24 protein-coding genes are annotated in these 19,607 nt (G+C 69.1%); 9 read left to right on the forward strand and 15 right to left on the reverse strand.

The features are described from left to right. The first annotated feature begins 36 nt into the window (after positions 1-36). Complete coding sequence (locus tag AB7I40_RS20580; RefSeq protein ID WP_428345131.1) at positions 37-3,861, forward strand: multifunctional oxoglutarate decarboxylase/oxoglutarate dehydrogenase thiamine pyrophosphate-binding subunit/dihydrolipoyllysine-residue succinyltransferase subunit; 3,825 nt, start codon at positions 37-39, stop codon at positions 3,859-3,861. Beyond that, complete coding sequence (locus AB7I40_RS20585) at positions 3,861-4,037, forward strand: DUF6104 family protein (RefSeq protein ID WP_428345130.1); 177 nt, start codon at positions 3,861-3,863, stop codon at positions 4,035-4,037. Before AB7I40_RS20580 ends, AB7I40_RS20585 begins: the two co-directional genes overlap by 1 nt. A gap of 7 nt (positions 4,038-4,044) precedes the next feature. On the opposite strand, the gene AB7I40_RS20590 is transcribed toward AB7I40_RS20585, so the two are convergent. The 4 genes from AB7I40_RS20590 to AB7I40_RS20605 all read right to left on the reverse strand — a co-directional run bounded on the left by AB7I40_RS20590 (position 4,045) and on the right by AB7I40_RS20605 (position 7,457). Beyond that, complete coding sequence (locus tag AB7I40_RS20590) at positions 4,045-4,746, reverse strand: SDR family oxidoreductase (protein WP_428345129.1); 702 nt, start codon at positions 4,744-4,746, stop codon at positions 4,045-4,047. After that, entirely contained in the window at positions 4,743-5,711 is a 969-nt protein-coding gene (locus tag AB7I40_RS20595) for a zinc-binding dehydrogenase (RefSeq protein ID WP_428345128.1), read from the reverse strand. The genes AB7I40_RS20590 and AB7I40_RS20595 overlap by 4 nt, the downstream gene beginning before the upstream one ends. Before the next feature lie 100 nt (positions 5,712-5,811). After that, positions 5,812-7,014, reverse strand: a complete 1,203-nt coding sequence (locus AB7I40_RS20600) for an NAD(P)-dependent malic enzyme (RefSeq protein ID WP_428345127.1) — start codon at positions 7,012-7,014, stop codon at positions 5,812-5,814. Positions 7,015-7,061: 47 nt separating this feature from the next. Next, positions 7,062-7,457 (reverse strand): S24/S26 family peptidase, encoded by a 396-nt coding sequence (locus AB7I40_RS20605; protein WP_428345126.1) that lies wholly within the window; start codon positions 7,455-7,457, stop codon positions 7,062-7,064. 17 nt (positions 7,458-7,474) lie between these two features. Here AB7I40_RS20605 and sodN point away from each other — a divergent pair, with 17 nt between their 5' ends. Then, positions 7,475-7,876, forward strand: a complete 402-nt coding sequence (gene sodN / locus AB7I40_RS20610) for a superoxide dismutase, Ni (RefSeq protein ID WP_428345125.1) — start codon at positions 7,475-7,477, stop codon at positions 7,874-7,876. A gap of 56 nt (positions 7,877-7,932) precedes the next feature. Here the strand turns inward: sodN and AB7I40_RS20615 are convergent, their stop codons facing one another. Together AB7I40_RS20615 and AB7I40_RS20620 are read right to left on the reverse strand one after the other, a co-directional pair. Next, positions 7,933-8,553, reverse strand: coding sequence for a hypothetical protein (locus tag AB7I40_RS20615; protein ID WP_428345124.1), 621 nt, complete (start codon positions 8,551-8,553; stop codon positions 7,933-7,935). Next, complete coding sequence (locus tag AB7I40_RS20620; RefSeq protein ID WP_428345123.1) at positions 8,550-9,068, reverse strand: SigE family RNA polymerase sigma factor; 519 nt, start codon at positions 9,066-9,068, stop codon at positions 8,550-8,552. Before AB7I40_RS20620 ends, AB7I40_RS20615 begins: the two co-directional genes overlap by 4 nt. Before the next feature lie 135 nt (positions 9,069-9,203). Here AB7I40_RS20620 and AB7I40_RS20625 point away from each other — a divergent pair, with 135 nt between their 5' ends. Together AB7I40_RS20625 and AB7I40_RS20630 are read left to right on the forward strand one after the other, a co-directional pair. Next, complete coding sequence (locus tag AB7I40_RS20625; RefSeq protein WP_428345122.1) at positions 9,204-9,617, forward strand: anti-sigma factor; 414 nt, start codon at positions 9,204-9,206, stop codon at positions 9,615-9,617. Between the two features lies 1 nt (position 9,618). Further along, positions 9,619-10,419 carry an RNA polymerase sigma factor SigF gene (locus AB7I40_RS20630; RefSeq protein ID WP_428345121.1) on the forward strand — a complete coding sequence of 267 codons (801 nt, stop codon included), beginning with the start codon at positions 9,619-9,621 and terminating at the stop codon, positions 10,417-10,419. Positions 10,420-10,424: 5 nt separating this feature from the next. Here AB7I40_RS20630 and AB7I40_RS20635 read toward each other — a convergent pair whose 3' ends face one another. Then, complete coding sequence (locus AB7I40_RS20635; protein WP_428345120.1) at positions 10,425-10,811, reverse strand: hypothetical protein; 387 nt, start codon at positions 10,809-10,811, stop codon at positions 10,425-10,427. A gap of 164 nt (positions 10,812-10,975) precedes the next feature. On the opposite strand from AB7I40_RS20635, the gene AB7I40_RS20640 reads away from it, so the two are divergent. Next, a complete protein-coding gene (locus tag AB7I40_RS20640; protein WP_027863177.1) occupies positions 10,976-11,227 on the forward strand; it encodes a WhiB family transcriptional regulator in 252 nt (83 codons plus the stop codon). 8 nt (positions 11,228-11,235) lie between these two features. Here the strand turns inward: AB7I40_RS20640 and AB7I40_RS20645 are convergent, their stop codons facing one another. Further along, positions 11,236-12,699: a sensor histidine kinase gene (locus AB7I40_RS20645; protein WP_428345119.1), complete on the reverse strand. Its 1,464-nt coding sequence runs from the start codon at positions 12,697-12,699 to the stop codon at positions 11,236-11,238. Positions 12,700-12,744: 45 nt separating this feature from the next. On the opposite strand from AB7I40_RS20645, the gene AB7I40_RS20650 reads away from it, so the two are divergent. From AB7I40_RS20650 to AB7I40_RS20660, 3 genes are read left to right on the forward strand one after another with little or no spacing between them, the layout of a single operon-like run. Then, positions 12,745-13,614, forward strand: coding sequence for a DUF2785 domain-containing protein (locus tag AB7I40_RS20650; protein WP_428345118.1), 870 nt, complete (start codon positions 12,745-12,747; stop codon positions 13,612-13,614). A gap of 28 nt (positions 13,615-13,642) precedes the next feature. Then, the gene (locus AB7I40_RS20655) at positions 13,643-15,310 is read left to right on the forward strand and encodes an acetolactate synthase (RefSeq protein ID WP_428345117.1); all 1,668 of its coding nucleotides are present in this window, start codon (positions 13,643-13,645) and stop codon (positions 15,308-15,310) included. Beyond that, positions 15,310-15,810 (forward strand): GNAT family N-acetyltransferase, encoded by a 501-nt coding sequence (locus AB7I40_RS20660; protein WP_428345116.1) that lies wholly within the window; start codon positions 15,310-15,312, stop codon positions 15,808-15,810. Before AB7I40_RS20655 ends, AB7I40_RS20660 begins: the two co-directional genes overlap by 1 nt. Here AB7I40_RS20660 and AB7I40_RS20665 read toward each other — a convergent pair. The 7 genes from AB7I40_RS20665 to AB7I40_RS20695 form a co-directional block, all read right to left on the reverse strand. Next, positions 15,786-16,364, reverse strand: coding sequence for a dienelactone hydrolase family protein (locus AB7I40_RS20665; protein WP_428345115.1), 579 nt, complete (start codon positions 16,362-16,364; stop codon positions 15,786-15,788). The genes AB7I40_RS20660 and AB7I40_RS20665 overlap by 25 nt on opposite strands. Positions 16,365-16,438: 74 nt before the next feature. Further along, positions 16,439-17,233: a hypothetical protein gene (locus AB7I40_RS20670; RefSeq protein WP_428345114.1), complete on the reverse strand. Its 795-nt coding sequence runs from the start codon at positions 17,231-17,233 to the stop codon at positions 16,439-16,441. 113 nt (positions 17,234-17,346) lie between these two features. Continuing rightward, a complete protein-coding gene (locus AB7I40_RS20675; RefSeq protein WP_428345113.1) occupies positions 17,347-17,709 on the reverse strand; it encodes a thioesterase family protein in 363 nt (120 codons plus the stop codon). A 77-nt stretch (positions 17,710-17,786) separates the two neighbouring features. Next, the gene (locus AB7I40_RS20680; protein ID WP_369759046.1) at positions 17,787-17,861 is read right to left on the reverse strand and encodes a 50S ribosomal protein bL37; all 75 of its coding nucleotides are present in this window, start codon (positions 17,859-17,861) and stop codon (positions 17,787-17,789) included. A gap of 70 nt (positions 17,862-17,931) precedes the next feature. Further along, complete coding sequence (gene rsrA / locus AB7I40_RS20685; RefSeq protein WP_428345112.1) at positions 17,932-18,198, reverse strand: mycothiol system anti-sigma-R factor; 267 nt, start codon at positions 18,196-18,198, stop codon at positions 17,932-17,934. Continuing rightward, entirely contained in the window at positions 18,195-18,827 is a 633-nt protein-coding gene (locus AB7I40_RS20690) for a sigma-70 family RNA polymerase sigma factor (protein WP_428345111.1), read from the reverse strand. Before AB7I40_RS20690 ends, rsrA begins: the two co-directional genes overlap by 4 nt. 135 nt (positions 18,828-18,962) lie before the next feature. Beyond that, complete coding sequence (locus AB7I40_RS20695) at positions 18,963-19,604, reverse strand: alpha/beta family hydrolase (RefSeq protein ID WP_428345110.1); 642 nt, start codon at positions 19,602-19,604, stop codon at positions 18,963-18,965. Positions 19,605-19,607: the final 3 nt, after the last annotated feature.

Raw genomic sequence — 19,607 nt, forward strand, 5'->3', positions numbered from 1 at the left:
AGCATTCGCGTTTTTCCGGAAGAGGCGATCCAAGCCGTGCCCGAGTCGCAGGACATTCACCCACTCGAAGACTTCGGAGCCAACGAATGGCTCGTCGACGAGATGTTCGAGCAGTACACCTCGGATCCGACGGCTGTCGACCCGGCCTGGGTGGCGTACTTCACCACCCATGGCGGACCGAACGGCAACGGTACGGCAACCGCATCCGCCCCGGCGGCCGCGCCCACGCCCGCCGCTGCACCGCCGGCCGCGGCTGCATCTGCTCCGGCAGCCCCGGTCGAGAAGCCAGCCGCCCCGGCTCCGGCAGCCCCGGCAACCCCGGTGGAGAAGCCGGCCGCCGCCGCGCCCGCCGCCACCACCACTCCCGCGCCCGTCGCCAAGCCCCGACCGGCGGCCAAGGCAGCCGAACCGGCCGCCGGGACCTCCAACCCGGTCCCGAAGGAGTCGCGCCCCAAGGTGCCCAGTGCGGCGAGTGACGAGCCGACGTACACCGTCCTGCGCGGCGCGCCGATGCGGACCGCCCAGAACATGGACGTGTCCCTCACCGTCCCGACGGCGACCTCCGTGCGCTCGGTCCCGGTCAAGCTGCTGTGGGACAACCGGATCGTCATGAACAGCCACCTGGGCCGGGCCCGCGGTGGCAAGGTGTCGTTCACCCACATCATCGGCTACGCGCTGATCAAGGCGCTGCGCTCGATGCCGGAGATGAACGTCGGCTACGGCGTGGTGGACGGCAAGCCCAACCTGATCCAGCCCGCCCACATCAACCTCGGGCTGGCCATCGACATGGCCAAGCCGGACGGCACCCGACAGCTGCTCGTGCCCAGCATCAAGGCTGCGGAGTCGATGGACTTCGCCGCCTTCTGGACCGCCTACGAGGAGGTCGTGAAGAAGGCGCGCAACAACAAGCTCGAGGTCTCGGACTTCCAGGGCACCACGATCTCACTGACCAACCCGGGCACCATCGGCACCAACCACTCGGTGCCGCGACTGATGAGCGGTCAGGGGGCCATCATCGGGGTCGGCGCGATGGATTACCCCCCGGAGTGGCAGGGCGCCTCGGAGGAGGCGATCGCCCGCAACGCCATCAGCAAGGTGATGACGCTCACGTCCACCTACGACCACCGCGTCATCCAGGGCGCGCAGTCCGGCGAGTTCCTGCGCCGCGTGCACTCCCTGCTGCTGGGCGGCGAGGAGTTCTACGACGAGATCTTCCGATCGCTGCGGATCCCCTACGAGCCGATCCGCTGGGCCTCCGACATCGCCACCTCCCACGACGACGAGATCAGCAAGCAGGCCCGGATCCTCGAGCTGATCCACGCCTACCGGGTGCGCGGGCACATGATGGCCGACACCGACCCGCTGGAGTACAAGCAGCGCAGCCACCCCGACCTCGACGTCGCCACACACGGACTGACCCTCTGGGACCTGGACCGCGAGTTCGCCACCGGCTCCTTCGGTGGCGAGGGTCGTAGTTTCATGAAGCTGCGCGACATCCTCAAGATCCTGCGTGACTCCTACTGCCGTACGACGGGCATCGAGTACATGCACATCATGGATCCCGAGCAGCGCCACTGGATCCAGGAGCGAGTCGAGCAGCCGCACACCAAGCCGCCTCGCGAGGAGCAGTTGCGGATCCTGCTCAAGCTCAACCAGGCCGAGGCGTTCGAGACGTTCCTGCAGACCAAGTTCGTCGGACAGAAGCGCTTCTCCCTCGAGGGCGGCGAGACGACCGTCCCGGTGCTCGACGAGATCTGCGAAGCTGCCGCGGCGGCCGGGCTCGACGAGGTCACCATCGGGATGGCTCACCGTGGCCGGCTCAACGTGTTGGCCAACATCGTGGGCAAGAAGTACTCCCAGATCTTCCGGGAGTTCGAGGGCAACATCGACCCGCGCACGGTGCAGGGTTCCGGTGACGTGAAGTACCACCTCGGCGCCGAGGGTGAGTTCGTTGCCGGCTCCGGCGACAAGATCGCCGTCTCGGTCGCCGCCAACCCCTCCCACCTCGAAGCCGTCGACCCGGTCCTTGAGGGCATCGCCCGGGCCAAGCAGGACATGCTCGACAAGGGCGCGGCGTTCCCGGTGCTCCCCCTGCTGGTGCACGGCGACGCCGCCTTCGCCGGTCAGGGAGTCGTGGCCGAGACCCTCAACCTGTCCCAGCTGCGCGGCTACCGCACCGGCGGCACCATCCATGTGGTCGTCAACAACCAGGTCGGGTTCACCACGTCTCCTGGATCCTCGCGGTCCTCGCTCTACTGCACCGACGTGGCCCGCATGGTCCAGGCGCCGATCTTCCACGTCAACGGCGATGACCCCGAGGCCTGCATCCGGGTCGCCCAACTGGCCTTCGAATACCGTCAGGCGTTCAAGAAGGACGTGGTCATCGACCTCGTCTGCTACCGCCGCCGCGGTCACAACGAGGGGGATGACCCCTCCTACACGCAGCCGCTGATGTATGACCTGATCGAGCAGAAGCGCTCGGTGCGCAAGCTCTACACCGAGTCGCTGATCGGTCGGGGAGACATCACGATCGAGGAGGCCGAGCAGGTCCTGCGCGACTACCAGTCGCAACTGGAACGAGTCTTCACCGAGGTCCGCGAGGCCGACAGCCAGCCCTCTGAGTGGACCACCGTGCCCGACTACCCCGAGAAGTCCTCCGGCGAGACCCGCACCGCGGTCACCCCCGAGGTGCTCAAGCGGATCGCCGATGCCTACATCACCCCGCCCGACGGGTTCACGGTCCACCCCAAGGTGATGCCTCAGCTGCAGCGACGCGCGGCCGCGATCACCGACGGCCCGATCGACTGGGGCACCGGCGAGATCCTCGCCTTCGGTGCGCTGCTCATGGACGGACGCCCGGTGCGTCTGGCCGGCCAGGACTCGCGCCGTGGCACGTTCGTGTCCCGCTTCGCCACCATCATCGACCGCAAGAACGCCGATGAGTGGACCCCCCTCAGCACCCTGACCGACGACCAGGCGAAGTTCTTCGTCTACGACTCGCTGCTCTCCGAGTACGCCGCGCTGGGCTTCGAGTACGGCTACTCCGTGGCCAGGCCCGATGCCCTGGTGCTGTGGGAGGCTCAGTTCGGTGACTTCGTGAACGGCGCCCAGACCGTGATCGACGAGTTCGTGTCGGCCGGTGAGCAGAAGTGGCGCCAGCAGTCTGGCGTCGTCCTGCTCCTGCCCCACGGCTATGAGGGACAGGGCCCGGACCACTCCTCGGCCCGCATCGAGCGGTTCCTCGCGATGTGCGCCGACGACGCGTTCGTGGTGGCCCAGCCATCGACGCCCGCGTCGTACTTCCACCTGCTGCGCCAGCACTCCCTGGGTGAGGAGCACCGCCCGCTCGTCGTCTTCACCCCGAAGTCGATGCTCAAGCGCAAGGAGGCTGCCTCACAGCCCTCCGACTTCACCGAGGGCACCTTCCGCCCGCTCATCTCCGACGCCGACGCCGACCCGGACACTGTGGAGACGCTGCTGCTGTGTTCGGGACGAGTCACCTGGGACCTGGCCGTGGAGCGTGCGAAGCGGGAGGACGGTGCTCGGTTCGCCATCTCCCGGCTCGAGCAGCTCTACCCACGCCCGGTCGCTGCCATCGAGCAGGAACTGGCGAAATACCCCAACCTCAAGGCCGTGCGCTGGGTGCAGGACGAGCCGCGCAACATGGGCCCGTGGCCGCACTACCAGCTCAACGTGTGGCCCAGCCTCACCGCGGGCCGGGAGTTCGACGTCGAGCCCGTCACGCGACCCGAGTCGGCCTCGCCGTCGGTCGGGACCGTCAAGCGCCACCAGGAGGAGCAGCGCACGCTGCTCGATGCGGCGTTCGCCCGACCTGATGCCGGCGCGACCCTCGACTCCTGATGTATTTCACCGACCGCGGGATCGAGGAGCTCCAGAAACGTCGGGGTGACGAGGAGGTCACGCTGGCATGGGTCGGTGAGCGGCTCCAGGAGTTCACCGACACGTTCCCGGAGTTCGAGACGGCAGTTGAGCGCTTCGCGACCTGGTTGGCGCGACTCGACGATCCCGACGACTAGGCCGGCGTCACGGCCGGGACGGGCCCTGGCGGATCGTCAGCTCGGGGATCGATGCGTCGGACGGCAGGTCGATCACGTGCAGGATCGAGCGCGCGACCGTGTCCGGCTGGATCCACCGGCTCGGGTCGTAGTCGCTGCCTTCCTGGTCGTGCACCTTCTGCTGCATCGGCGTGGCCGTCCGGCTGGGATAGACCGTCGTGACCCGGATCCCGTGGGCAGCCTCCTCGGCTCGCAGACTGTCCGCGAACGCGCGCACCCCGAACTTCGACGCCGCGTACGCCGACCAGTCGGCGTGGGCCGTCAGCCCAGCACCTGAGTTCACCACCAGGACGAGCCCCTGCCGCGCTCGCAGCGCCGGGAGCAGCACCCGGGTGAGCACCATCGGAGAGATGAGGTTGACGTCGACCTGTTCGCGGATCTGCTCCACGCTCTGCTCGGCGACCGGACTCAGGTCCACCACTCCGGCAATGTGCAGCACCGAGTCGAGCTCCGTGGGCAGCACGGCGTCGTACAACGTCTTCTCGAGCCCCGCGGGGTCGGTCAGGTCGGCCACCACGATCTCGGCGTTCGGGAAGGCCGGGGACAGCTGATGGGCGCGCTCCTCGGTGCGCACCAGCAGCCAGAGTTCGTCGCCGCGCTCGTGCAGGAGGTCGGCGATCGCCGCCCCGATCCCCGAGGCCGCCCCGGTGACCAGGTGTCGACGGGTCATCGGGTGAACACGATCTTGCCGAACAGGTCGCCTCCGGCCATCGCCGCGAACCCTTCGCGGGCCTCGGTCATCGGCAGCACCCGGTCGATCAGCGGCCGCGCCCCGGTGGCGTCGAGCAGCTGCACCAACGAGGCCAGCTCGGAACGCGTGCCCATCGTCGAGCCCACGACGCTGAGCTGGAGGAAGAAGATCCGGGTCAGCTGCGCGTCGTCCACGTTGGGGCCGGACGTCGTCCCGCTGATCACGATGCGGCCGCCGGGCCGCAGTGAGCGCACCGAGTGGGTCCACGTGGCCCGCCCGACTGTCTCCATCACGGCATCCACGGTGACCGGCAGTCGCTGGTTGCTCTCGAACACCCGGTGAGCCCCGATCTCGAGGGCGCGGGTGCGCTTGGCCTCGTCGCGGCTGGTGGCGAACACGGTCAGGCCGCCGGCGCGCGCCAGGGTGATGAGCGCGGTCGCCACCCCACCTCCGGCACCCTGGACGAGCACGGTGTCACCGGGCTTGAGATCACCCTGGACGAACAGCATCCGGTAGGCCGTCAGCCAGGCCGTCGGCAGGCAGGCGGCCTCCTCGAAGCTGAGGGAGGCGGGCTTGGCCACCACGTTGCTGCTGGGCACGATCACCTTGTCGGCGAACGTGCCCTGGTGGCGCTCGGACAGCAGAGAACGACCGGGGTCGAGCGTCTCGTCGCCGGTCCAGCCCGGCGCGCTGATCACCGCGTGCACGACGACCTCGTTGCCGGCCTCGTCGTAGCCGGCGGCATCACAACCCACGATCATCGGCAGGGCCTCCTGCTTGAGGCCCACCCCGCGCAGCGACCAGAGGTCGTGGTGGTTCAGCGAGGCCGCCTTCACGGTGACAGTGGTCCAGCCGGGCGGCGCGACCGGGTCGGGCCGCTCACCGACCACCAAGCCGCTCAGCGGGTCTTCGAAGGAGAACTGGTCGGCGTAGACAGCGAACATGCTCCGAGGCTAGCGGGCTCGCACCCCCCTGGCTGTGTCCAACGTCATAACAACCGGTTGCCGGGGCAGCCAGGAGCGATGACGTTGCGGGGCGCGGTGTTCAGGCGCGGACGACCCCGTCACGACGAGCGGCGGCCGCGACCGCGCGGGCGACCGCGGGTCCGACCCGCGGGTCGAACGGACCGGGGATGATGAAGTCCTCGCTGAGCTCATCGCCCACGAGCTCGGCGAGCGCCGTGGCCGCGGCGAGCTTCATGCCCTCGGTGATGGCCATGGCGCGGGCATCGAACGCACCACGGAAGATGCCCGGGAACGCCAGGACGTTGTTGATCTGGTTGGGGAAGTCGGAGCGTCCGGTGGCCACCACACGGGCGTGGCGCCCAGCCACGTCGGGATGCACCTCGGGGGTGGGGTTGGCCAGCCCGAAGATGATCGCGCCCTCGGCCATCGTGGCCACCACCTCCTCGGGCACCGTGCCGCCGGACACGCCGATGTAGACATCCGCGCCGTCCATGACATCGGCCAGAGCACCGGTGCGGCCGTAGTTGTCCGCGGTGTCGCGCGCCAGTGCGGACTTCACCGACGTCAGGTCCTCGCGCACGTTGTTGAGCACGCCCCGACGGTCGACCACGGCCAGGTCGCGGATGCCGGCCTCGAGCAGGATGCGAGCCACGGCAACGCCTGCGGCGCCGGCACCGGAGATCACCACGCGGGTGCTCGCGGCCTCGCGGCCGGTGAGCCGGAGAGCGTTGGTGAGAGCCGCGAGCACGACCACGGCCGTGCCGTGCTGGTCGTCGTGGAAGACCGGGATGTCGAGCAGCTCCTTGAGGCGACGCTCGATCTCGAAGCAGCGCGGAGCCGAGATGTCCTCGAGGTTGATGCCGCCGAAGCTGGGAGCCAACCGGACGACGGTCTCGACGATCTCGTCGGCATCGGTGGTGTCCAGGCAGATGGGGATGGCATCGACGTTGCCGAACTGCTTGAACAGCACAGCCTTGCCCTCCATGACGGGCATCGCCGCGGCCGGGCCGATGTCACCGAGGCCCAGCACCGCGGTGCCGTCGGTGACCACAGCGACCGTGTTGGGCACCCAGGTGTAGTGCGCGGTCATGCTCGGGTCGGCGGCGATCGCCTCGCAGACCCGGGCCACGCCGGGGGTGTAGGCGAGGGAGAGCTCGTCGCGTCCGGTGAGAGGTACAGCGGAGCGGATGGCCATCTTCCCGCCGACGTGCAGGTCGAAGACCGGGTCCCCGGCGAAGGGGTGCTCGGTCGCGGGCGCGGTCGTTTCCAGTTCTTCAGCCATGACGCTCGTCATGATGCCAGAGCCGGCGGAGGGCGCCACCCGCGGTTTCAGGAACGCCCGGTGGGATGAATCACAGGTCGGCGGCGCAGCGGCCACACTCGTATCCCCACCACGCCGAGGACGGCCGCACTGGGAACCACCCCCCGGTGCCGGGAATCGACCCCTTCCTCGGGGTTGTCGCTGAGCAGCCACCAGCCCGCCTCGCCGGTGCGCGTCGTACGGCGCTCGGCGGCACGTTTGACACTCAGGGTGCCGTCGGCGAACCGGGCGAGCACCAGGTCGCCGGGTCGCGGACTGGCGCGGTAGCGCACCAGCAGACGATCACCTTCCACCAGCGTGGGCAGCATCGACCGTCCACGAACGACGGCAAAACCGAAGGGGTGGGGTGGCGAGATCGGCACGCGGAGTAGTGTCGCAGTCGATGGAAAACTCCAGATCGACAAGGAAGGACTCCCACCGGATGTTCTCGCGACTTTTCGCCCCCACCGTTGAAGTTCAGGCTCACTGCGACTTGCCCTGCGGCGTCTACGACCCGGCCCAGGCCCGGATCGAGGCCGAATCGATCAAGGCTGTCATCGGCAAGCTCGCCGACAACGACGACCCGGACTTCCGCACGAGGGCGGTCCTCATCAAGGAGCAGCGCTCCGAGCTGGTCAAGCACCACCTCTGGGTGCTGTGGACCGACTACTTCAAGCCGCCGCACTTCGAGAAGTACCCCCAGCTTCACACGCTGGTCAACGAGGCGACGAAGCTCGCCGGCGCGACCGGCACCAAGGGCTCCATGGACGCCGACGTGGCCGACCAGCTGCTCGCCAAGATCGATGCGATCGCGGAGATCTTCTGGGAGACCAAGAAGGCCTGAGACACCTCCGATGGCCGGTCACCTGATCCAGGTGACCGGCCATCGGTGCGCACGGGTCAGTCCGCGGCGTAGGCGAGCGCCATCGAGTCGCTCTGATCGCCCCATGTCAGGCTCAGCTGCCAGCAACCGGGCTCGGGCAGGTCGATGATCGAGGGGCCGGGCCCGCCGGCGACGGTGCGCGTCACGGTTCGTGAGCCGTCTGCGATTCGTGCCGTGATCTCCAGGTCGCTGGCGAAGTCCGCCGATCTGGCGACCCAGAGGATCTTGTTGTTGTGATCGGCCGAAGGCGGTGCCGAAAGGGGCTGGGCGAACAGGACCGCAACGATGGCACCCTTGTCACCGAGCACATACGGGATGCTCGGCTCGGGGTCGGAGAAGCCGGCGGTCGCCCAGTCCGGTAGGACCTTGGCGGGCACGCGGCTCTGGCAGGTGCCCGTGGAGGTGACAGGTGTGCCGACACTCGGCGGAGCATCAGCCCGGTCGGGACCTGGCAATCGGGCGAGCACCACGCCGGTCGTGACGGCTGCGACACCTACGCCCGCTGCGAGCACGGCCAGCCTGCGCCGCCGGGTGCGCCGCTGCCCGGCCCGTGCCAGTTCCTGGGCCGGTACGACGGGCACGTCGATGGCTGCGGTCGCGTCACGGAGCCAGGCCGCGACCTCGGCTTCCTGGATCATGGGGTCTCCTGCGACGGGTGTGACAGGGCGGCGAGCGAGGTGTCAGCGCCCAGCGCGACCAGGGCCCGCGAGGCCCGGCTCTTCACGGTCCCGGGGCGGATCCCCAGCACCCGTGAGATCTGCGCCTCGCTGAGATCGGCGAAGTAGCGCAGCACGACCACCTGGCGCTGGTCGGGTCCCAGCCGGCCAAGGGCCGCGTGCACGGACTGGCTGAGCACGACGTCAGCGGCCGGGTCCTCCACGGCAGCGGGCTCAGGGACCTCGCCGTGCGGCAGCTCACCGCGCCACCTGCGCCGCCTGGACCGAGAGATGCCGTTGACCAGGATGCGGTAGACGTAGGCGTCGCGATCATCGGCCGCCACCACCCGGGACCACCCGGAGTAGCACCGGATGAGGGTGTCCTGGACCGCGTCCTCGGCGTCCTGACGCGAGCACCCGAACAGCACGGCCGCCCGAACCAGGGTCCGGTAGCGCGCCGTGACGAAGGAGAGGTACTCCGCGTCATCCGGTTTCAACTGTCATCCTCCGGGGTAGGCCTTCAACCTGTACGAGAGCCTGGACCCCCACTCCGGTTCCCTTCCAGACGCTAGCGCCGTCGTCTTGACTAAGGTGACGGATAGTCCATTCCCGTGGGTGCGGAGGATCACTTCATGGAACAGGCACACCTCTCGATGCCGGGGCGGGCCACCAGGCGCTCGGACGTGGAGTTGCGACTCCCCGCCGACAACGCCTACGTGTCCGTCCTGCGCACGGTGGCCTCGGGCCTTGCAGCGAGGCTCGACTTCACCATCGAGGACATCGAGGACCTCCGCATGGCGATCAGCGAGGCATGTGCCCTCATGCTCCCCATGGCCGACCACGGCAGCGATCTGCATGCCGAGTTCTTCCTCGACGAGGCGACCATCACCGCCTCGGTCCGGGTGTCCACGGAGCATCCGACCACGATCGACCAGGGTGCGTGGGCCTGGCAGGTGCTCAACGCGCTGACTGCCGAGGCCACCCAGAGCGTCTCTCTCGGGCACGTCACGCTCACGTTGACGATGCATTCGGCGGTCGACGTCTGAGATGAGGTCCGGGGGGGACGAGACCACAGCATCGACCAACGGGGACCTGACCAGACGCCGGAGCGCGGCGCTGTTCGGGCAGTTGCGTGACCCGAGTGCGAACGACGGCCTCCGAGTTGCGGCGCGCGACGAGCTGGTGCAGCTGCACCTTCCGCTGGTCGAGCACTGCGCCCGACGGTTCCGCAACCGAGGCGAGCCCCATGAGGACCTGGTCCAGGTCGCCACCATCGGCCTGATCAAGTCGGTGGACCGCTTCGACCCCGATCGTGGTGTGGAGTTCTCGACGTACGCGACGCCGACCGTCATCGGGGAGATCAAGCGTCACTTCCGCGACAAGGGCTGGGCGATCCGGGTGCCCCGCCGCCTGCAGGAGCTGCGGATGCAGATCAACGCCTCGACCGGCGAGCTGACCCAGAGCCTGGGGCGCTCCCCCACGGCCACTGAGCTGGCGGACCGGATCGGCTGCTCGGTCGAGGACATCCTCGAGGGCCTGGAGTCCAGCAACGCCTACGCCACGGTGTCGCTCGACGCCGAGTCGGGCTCCGAGGACGGCCCGCCCGCCATGCTCGCCAGCCTCGGCGTCGACGACATCGGCCTGCACAACGTCGATCTGCGTGAGTCCATCAAGCCGGTGATCGAGCGACTCCCCGACCGCGAGAAGCAGATCCTGATGCTGCGGTTCTTCGCCAACCTGAGCCAGTCCGAGATCGCGGCCGAGGTGGGTGTCTCACAGATGCACGTCTCGCGGCTGCTGGGCCGGTCACTCGAGGCGATGCGGACGGCGTTGCGGGCGGTCGACTGAGGCGATCAGCGCTCGGAGTCCAGCGCCCGCATGCTCGCCGGATGCAGCAGCCCGACGATGACGACCGCTGCGATGACCGCCAGCACCCCGGAGACCCATCGGGTGCCGGGCTCGAAGAAGTTCCACGCCAGGCCGAGCTGGATCAGCTGGACCAGGAGGATCGGGCTGCGCGCCACCGGTCGCCCGTGCGTCACCGCCCACGCCCCCCAGACCAGCCCGACCCCACTGGCGAGGAAGAAGACAGCCGTCGTCAGGCCCATCGTGACCCGGCCGGAGGAGACGCTGATCAGCTCGAGGACGCCATACCCAACGAGGAAGAGTCCTTGGGCAGCAGCCACACCAGCTGCCACGGACAGGGGCGTGGGAGTGCCAGGATCGGGGGTGAGTCGCACCCGGCAAGGGTAGTTGTGACCGAGGAAACCCTCGCAGGGGGTTGTTTACCTGCCAACTTCTTGCGACGCTATTCGTTGCGCATGTGAACCCGTTCACTAAGCGTGCCCCGAACCTATGGCAGCAATGATCTGCCGAGTCGCAAAAGAAAGTGGGATTCCCACCCGTGGATTGGCGCCATCGCTCTGCATGCCTCGACGAGGATCCGGAGCTGTTCTTCCCGATCGGCAACACCGGTCCGGCCATCCTCCAGATCGAGGAAGCCAAACAGGTGTGCCGACGCTGCGATGTGCGCGAACAGTGCCTTGCCTGGGCGCTCGAGGCGGGTCAGGACCACGGCGTCTGGGGCGGGCTCAGCGAAGACGAGCGCCGCGCCCTCAAGCGACGCAACGCGCGCGCCCGCGTGCGCACCGCCTGATCGCTGCGTCACTCCACGGGCAGGTCGATGTCGACACGCGTCCCGCCGGTCGCCACAGGCCCCAGCCGGAGCTGACCGTCGAGCTCCGACTCCACGAGCGTTCGCACGATCGAGAGCCCCAGGTTGGTGGAGGAGTCCAGATCGAAGCCGGCCGGCAGACCCTTGCCGTCGTCGTCGATGGTGAGGTGCAGCCGACCCACGATGCGGCGCACGCGCAGGACGATCTCCCCCGTGTCGCCGGCGTCGTAGCCGTGTTCGACGGCGTTCTGCAGCACTTCGGTGAGCACCATGGCCAGAGCGGTCGCCGTCTCGGAGCGCACCACGCCGAAGGTGCCGTCGCGCCGGACCTTCACCAAGGCCCCCACGGCGCTGACCTCAGTCACCATCCGGGCCAGCTCGTCGACGACATCGTCGAAGAGCACGTGCTCCTCGACCGCCTGGCTCAGCATGTCGTGCACGATCGCGATCGAGCCCACCCGGCGTACGGCTTCCTCGAGCGCGGACTTGGCCTCGTCGTTGTCGATCCGCCGGGCCTGGAGTCGCAGGAGCGCGGCTACCGTCTGCAGGTTGTTCTTCACCCGGTGGTGGATCTCGCGGATGGTCGCATCCTTCGTGACCAGCTCCCGGTCCCTCCGACGCAGGTCGGTCACGTCGCGCAGCAGGATCAGCCCCCCGATGTGATCGCCTTGAGGCCGCAACGGGATGGATCGCAGGATCAGGGCAACGTCGTCGGTCTCGATCTCGGTGTCGCGATGCATCCGACCGGCGAGGACGGCGCTCAGGGTCTCCTCGTCGGGTCGACGCCGGGGTGGCACCAGTGAGCGGGTCAGTTCGGCGAGGTTGAGGCCGGTCAGGTCGGTGCCCAGCCCGAGGCGCCGGAAGACCGACAGCGCGTTGGGACTGGCGTAGGCCACCCGGCCGGCTGCGTCGACCCGGACGAACCCGTCGCCCACCCGCGGGGAGTCGGCGTGGTCGGAACGTTGCCCGCTCGAGGGGAAGAACCCGTGGGCGATCATCTGGGTCAGGTCGCTGGCGGTCTGGAGGTAGGAGAGCTCCAGGCGGCTCGGCGTACGCACGCCCAGCAGGTTGGTGTTGCGCGCGACCACGGCGATGACCTGGTCGCCGCGTCGCACCGGGATCGCCTCCACCCGCACCGGCACGTCGTCGCGCCACTCCGGGTCGCCGTCACGCACGAGACGGCCCTGGGCCCATGCGGCGTCCAGCATGGCCCGTTTCCCGGTCGGCACGAAGGTGCCGATCACGTCGTCGACGTAGGCCGTGGGGCCGGTGGTGGGACGCATCTGGCCGCCGGCCCAGAATCCGGTGCCCTCCCGGTCGGGCAACCACAGCACCAGGTCGGCGAAGGACAGGTCCGCGATGATCTGCCAATCGGCCAGCAACAGGTGCAGCCAGGACACGTCCTCGTCGCCGAGGTCGGTGTGGGCTCGCACCAGTTCGATGAGCGACGGCACGCCCACCAGCCTAGGGGCAGGCATGGGGCTGGCAGGATGAGGGCCATGGCATCCACGGCTTCGCCCTTCTGGCAGCAGGTCGTGCGGGACGGTCTGCGGGTCCCGACCGACCGGCCACTGGGTGACATGACGGCCGAGCTCACTGCCATGCTCGGCTCCACCGAGCCTGAGTTGCGCGACGGCATCGCCTATCCGACGCTGGCGACCTGGATCGGTCGTGGGGTGTACGACGACCTGCTGTCCGGACTGGGTGACGGAATGGTCGCCGGATTGTCCGTGGGACTCGGCGAGCAGGGCACCGACACTGTCTTCCGCCGCGCCTTCTCCGTCCTGGTGCTGGGCTGCTGCATCAGCCGCAACAACGAGGTCGACCGGTTGTCGGCCGACAAGGTGCTGGAGTGGGGCGACCGGCTGACCGCCTGGTACGTGCGCGAGAAGGACCTCCGCGGCTACGTGCGCACCAGTGGGTGGGCCCACGCGGTCGCGCACGGCGCTGACGCGATCGCCGCGCTGGCCGCCTCACCCCACTTCGGCAAGCATGAGCTGACCGTCCTGCTGGATGTGATCGCCGACCGCATACTCCTCCCGGTCGCGCACGTCTTCACCAACGGCGAACCTGATCGCCTGGCTGCCGCGACCATGGCGATCCTGCGTCGTGACCTGGTCCCACTGTCGGTCCTGGAGCCCTGGGTCGCCCGGCTGGCCGGGGTGGCTGCTCGGCCACCGCACCACGACATCGACCCGTTCCTGACCACCGGCAACCCGGAGTCGTTCCTGAGGGCCCTCTACCTTGCCCTGACACTCCTCCAGCAGCGCCAGCCCGCCTGCCGGGCCGACCTGCTGCTGACGCTGGTCGACGCGCTACGGATGAGCAACCCCTTCTACTTCACCGACGTGGCCACGGGCCAGCACTGAGCCGAGTCCCTCCGGCTAACCTGCAGGCATGAGCGAATCGAGCGGCACCCCTGTGTCCGGACATGCCGGCGAACTCGCCGTGGCGGTCGCCCGGGCCCACGGCGTCGAGGCCATGTTCACCCTCTCCGGAGCCCACGTGTTCCCGATGTACGACGGGGCGGTCAAGGCCGAGCCCCCGATGCGGTTGGTCGACGTACGTCACGAGCAGACCGCAGCCTTCGCCGCAGAGGCCACCGGCAAGCTCACCCGCTCCCCCGGCCTGGCGGTGCTGACCGCCGGCCCCGGCATCACCAACGGTGTCAGTGCGGTCGCGCAGGCGAAGTTCGCTGGGTCGCCCATGGTGGTCGTCGGTGGCCGGGCCCCCGACAACCGCTGGGGCATGGGCAGTCTGCAGGAGCTCGACCACCCCCCGATCCTGGCTCCGGTGGCGAAGTTGGCCCACACGATCGGCACCGCCGATGAGATCACCCAGGGCATGGATGAGGCCTTCCGCACGGCTGGCTCCTCCCACCGCGGACCGGTCTTCGTGGACGTCCCGATGGACGAGTTCTTCAACCAGGCGACCGCCGTGGTCCCGCAGGTCGATCCTCACCGCGGCGCCGCGCCTGACGCCGACGCCCTTGCCCGCGTCGCCACCCTGCTCGCGGCAGCCGAGCGCCCGGTGCTCGTGCTCGGCACCGACGTGTGGGCCGACCATGCTGAGGTGGCAGCGCTGGCCTTCGTGGAGGTTCTCGGGCTGCCGTCGATCACCAACGGCATGGGGCGAGGGGTGATCCCCGGCGGCCACCGGCTCCTGGTCACCAAGGCTCGAAGCCAGGCCTTCGGCCAGGCGGACCTGGTCGTCGTCGTGGGCACCCCCCTCGACTTCCGCCTCGGCTACGGGGTCTTCGGCGGCAAGGACGGCGCGACCCCGGCCAAGGTCGTGCACCTCGCGGACTCCCCCGCCCAGGTGTCGGGGCATGCACAGCTCGCCGCAGCAGCCTCCGGTGACCTCACCAGCATCTTCACCGGCATCCTCTCTGCCCTGGACCGGGTGTCGCACAAGCCGGACTGGACCCCTTGGGTCGACACCCTCCAGGACTCGGTGCGCGCCGCCACCGACCGGGACTCCGCCCTGCTGTCGGCCGAGGCGGATCCGATCCACCCGGCCCGGATCTACGGCGAGCTCGTGCCACGGTTGGCAGACGATGCCGTGGTGATCGGCGACGGCGGGGACTTCGTGAGCTTCGCAGGGAAGTTCGTGGAACCGAAACGCCCCGGAGGGTGGCTCGATCCGGGCCCCTACGGCTGTCTGGGGGCAGGCCTGGGAGCCGCGATGGCCGCCCGGATCGCCAGACCCTCCGCACAGGTGGCCCTGCTGCTCGGCGACGGTGCCGCCGGATTCTCCCTGATGGACGTCGACTCGCTGGTCCGTCACGACCTGCCCGTGGTCATGATCTGTGGCAACAACTCCGCGTGGGGACTGGAGAAGGGACCGATGCAGATGATCTACGGCTACGACGTGGCCGCCGACCTGGCCCCGCGCACGGCGTACGACGACGTGGTCAAGGCCCTGGGTGGCGGCGGAGAGACCGTCACCGATCCCCGCCAGATCGGTCCGGCACTCGATCGCGCCTTCGACTCCGGGGTCCCCTACCTGGTCAACGTCATCACCGACGTGAACGCGGCCTATCCGCGGGCCACCTACGGCGTCTGATGCAGATCCGTCTGATCGCGGAGTCGGAGCACGCCGCCGTCGCCGCCCTGATTCTCTCGGTCTACGTCGATGGCGGGTTCATCCCGGCCGAGGCCGACTACGTCCATCAGCTCAGGGACACCACGAGCCGTGCCGACGACTCCGAGGTGTGGGTCGCCGTCGAGGACGGTCGCCTGCTCGGCACCGTCACCTACTGTCCCGCAGGCTCGGCCCACCGTGAGCTCGCCCAGGAGGGCGAAGGTGAGTTCCGGATGCTCGCCGTCGACGAATCGGTGCGAGGTCGCGGCATCGGGGAGGCCCTGGTGCGGCACTGCCTGACCCGCTCCCAAGCCGCAGGCGACCACGCCATGGCCCTGTCGACGATGGAGGAGATGACCGGCGCCCACCGGATCTACGAGCGCCTCGGCTTCGTCCGGACGCCCGAGAAGGACTGGACGCCCGGACGCGATGTCTGTCTGTGGGCCTTCCGTCTCGACTACGAGACCCGAGCCAGGAACTGAAGGACCCGCTGGGTGAGCAGGTCCGCAGCCGCCTGGTCGTAGCCAGGAAGGCTGCTGTCGGCGAACAGATGCGCGTCGCCCGGGTAGAGGAACACCTCGCCGTCGGGGATCCCCGACACTAGGTCGCGGGCGGCCGCCAGGTCACCGTCGGCCACGAACCAGTCGTCACCCTCCATGCCGTGGACCTGCAGCGGGACGTCTGCGGGCCACACCGTGTCGAACGCGCTCGGGGGGAGGCAGGAGTGGAACAGCAGGGCTCCCCGTGCCCCTGGCCGCGTCTGGGCGAGCCGCTGGGCCGACATCACGCCGAGCGAGAATCCGGCATAGACGAGGTCGGCAGGCAGCTCCTGCGCCGCCTGCGTCGCGCGACGTCCGATCTCCTCGAACCCGACCTGGCGGGCGTGACCCACCCCCTCCTCCAGGTCGTCGAAGACCCGCCCCGCGTAAAGATCGGGCACGTGCACGGTGTGGCCGGCTCCGCGCAGTCTCTGGGCGAATGCCTGGACGCCGTCAGTCAGACCCTGGGCATGATGGAACAGCAACACCTCGACCATGTGATTCTCACTTCCCCGTTCGTCGATGTCTGGTCGATCTCATCATGCCCCGGGGCACCGACAACCGCGTGCGCTCAGCGGCGCAGCATCACCGTTCTCGACACCGCATCGGCCCCGACCGGGTCGAAGTCCACCGGGTCCAGGACATAGATGCCAGCTCCCACTATCGCTCGGCCACGGACGAAAGGCTCGGAGCCGACGACCCGAAGGGTCGTCCGGTGCCACAGGGCATCGCAGACCAGCCCGGTGTCGCGGAACGCAGATCCGTACACGAAACCCTCACGCTGGCTGACGCTCACGCTGTACTCGGAGAGCACCCAGGGACGCTGACACCGCGCCGAGACCGTTACCCGCACCGATCCATCGGGCCCCAGCACGGCCCGATCCACCACGATCCGGGCCGCCGGAGCGATCCAGATCCTGGCCGAGGCGGTGGCCTGATCCACCGGGTCGAACGTGACCGGGTCCTGCACGTCCATGGTCAGCCGGACCTCTGCGTAGCCCGCCGCGAAGGGTTCCCCGGTGTCGGAGTCCGCGCCCACCAGGACCCGGTTCCAGGTGCCGTCGCAGGTCAGACCAGCGGTGCGTGCACCGAATCCGGTGACGGCGCCTCGATTCACCTCCACGTAGAGTCCCGCCACCAGCCACGGTCGCTGGCAGCGGTAGAGCACGGGGATCGACACCGAGCTGAACCGACCCACGCTGCCTTCCTGGCCGACCCGGAGCTCCACCGCCGGTGCACCGACAGCGCCTGCCACACCTGGCGGCGGTGGGCCGGCCGCCTGGGCGGCGCCCAGCGGGAGCCACAACCCGGCCAGGACCAGGACGGGAAGCATGGCGGACAGGATGGTGCGCGAGTGTCGCGGCATGGGGATCACCTCCCCTCCAGACTGCGCCGCCAGTGCAGAGCCCGGGCAGGCCCGGATGCGTCATCCGTCCCCAGTCCCACCCCCAGCGCCGTGCAGCAAGGCTGGGGCCGGGCTCAGCGCAGGCGCGCGAGGAACTTCTCGACATCGACCACCACGCGCGTCACCTCACCTGAGCCGACCAGCTTGCCGTCGGCATGCCGGGCAGAGACCGTGAAGCGCACCAGTCGCCCGTCGACGTACACCTCGGACGCGCTGACCGTGACCACCGCTCCCACCGGTGAGGCGACGAGGTGCTCGAGGGCGATCCGGGTCCCCACGCTGGTGCCGCCGCTGGGCACTGTCGGCTCGATGGCCGCACAGGTCACGGCCTCGCACCAGGCGAGCAGCCGAGGGGTGCCGAGGACCGGGAGCGATCCCGACCCCACGGCGATCGCCGTGTCGGCATCGGTCACGGTGAAGGTCTGGGTCGCGTCCATGCCACCCAGTGTGTCGTGAGGTGGAAATGCAGCGAACCCCCGGCCGAATCGGCTGGGGGTTCACGATGCAGACGCGCTCAGGCGTTGGGGCGCTTGCCGTGGTTTGCGCCCTTCTTCTTGCGAGCGCGGCGCTTGCGGCCGGTCTTGCCCATGGTGTTCCTCCTGGAATCAGTGCTCGGGGCATCCTCTCAGGTGGCCCTGGGAAGACGTGAATCGGGGCGATCAGGATTCGGTGATCCGGACCTGGACCTGACGCACCTGCATCAGCACCCGGTCCCGAAGCCCGTCGGGCGCCGACTCCGAGCACGACCGTGCGACGACCGCCTTCACCGTGCGCTCGAGGTCGTACTTGTGCAGGCACGGCCCGCACTCCTCCAAGTGCACCCGCACCTCGGAGCACTCGGCCTCGTCGAGCTCGTTGTCGAGCAGGTAGACGATCCGTTCGAGGTAGTCGACACACTCGGAGTTGGTGGGGTCTGACTGGCTCATGACCGACTCCCTTCACCAGCGGTGGCGGCCAGCAGGTCGTTGCTGCGGACGTAGCCCTCGAGCATCCCGCGCAGCTGACGTCGCCCGCGGTGCAGGCGCGACATCACGGTGCCGATCGGGGTGTCCATGATCTCGGCGATCTCCTTGTAGGGGAAGCCCTCGACATCGGCGAGGTAGACCGCCAGGCGGAACTCCTCGGGCAGCCGCTGGAGAGCGTCCTTGACCTGCGAGTCGGGCAGGTGCTCTAAGGCCTCCATCTCCGCCGACTTCAGGCCACCGGCGGTGTGCGACTCGGCCCGCGCCAGCTGCCAGTCCTCGACGTCCTCCGACATCGACTTCTGAGGCTCACGCTGCTTCTTGCGGTAGGTGTTGATGAACGTGTTCGTCAGGATCCGGTAGAGCCACGCCTTCAGGTTCGTGCCCGGCCGGAACTGGTGGAAGGCGGAGTAGGCCTTCGCGAAGGTCTCCTGCACCAGGTCCTCGGCGTCCTGCGGGTTGCGAGTCATCCGCATCGCAGCCGAGTACATCTGGTCGAGGTAGGGCAGCGCGTCACGCTCGAAGCGCGCCGAGCGCTGCTCGTCGGTCTCGTTCTCGGGGACGTCGAACGCCCCGTTCAAGGTCTCAGTCATCGTCTCCCACAGTAGCCGGGAGTCGGCTGGAATGGCGTGGGAGCGGTCGTCTCGGGGGACGTCCGGACTGGGTCGGGTGAGTACGGCTGGCACGACTGACTCAACACGTGCCCCTGCCCTCTCATTCCCCCGCGCTCACGGCCGAGGCCCGGAGACGTCGCGCACGAGCCACTCCAAGGTGGCCTCGACAATGATGGCGAGCGCCTCGGTCTGGGTGATCGAGCCGCGCTTGGGCACCCGGAACGAGTGGTCGGCTCCTGGCACCGGACACAGATCGATGCCGGCAGGGAACTCCTCGGGACGGCCCATCGTGTCGCGATCACCCTGGATCACCAGGGTGGGCACCCGTGCCCCGATGAGTTCCTGGACCCGAGTCTTCTCCGGGCGACCCGGCGGGTGGAGGGGGAAGGCGAGCGCGAGGCAGCCGACCGCTCCGACCTCGAGAGCCGATCGGGCTGCGGACCGCGCCCCGGCCGAGCGGCCGCCGACCACCAGCGGAGCGCGGCCACGCAGGGTCGCGGCGGCGGCCCGCAGACCCGCGTCCAGCGTGGCCGGTGGCGTGGCGACCTTGCGCCCGGCGACCTTCCACGGCTGCTCGAGCAGCAGCACCGTGAAGCCGTTGCGGGGCAGCACCTCGGCGAGAGCCTCCAGATCGGGAGTGTCGATGCCGTTGCCGGCGCCGTGACTGAGCAGCACGGTGGCCGCGGCGCTGCGTGCGCGGTGGGCGACCAGCCTCGCGTCACCGTGAGGAGTCGCGATGGTGCGCGTCTCGGCCATGTC

The organism is Nocardioides sp., from assembly GCF_050246775.1.
GTDB lineage: Bacteria > Actinomycetota > Actinomycetes > Propionibacteriales > Nocardioidaceae > Nocardioides.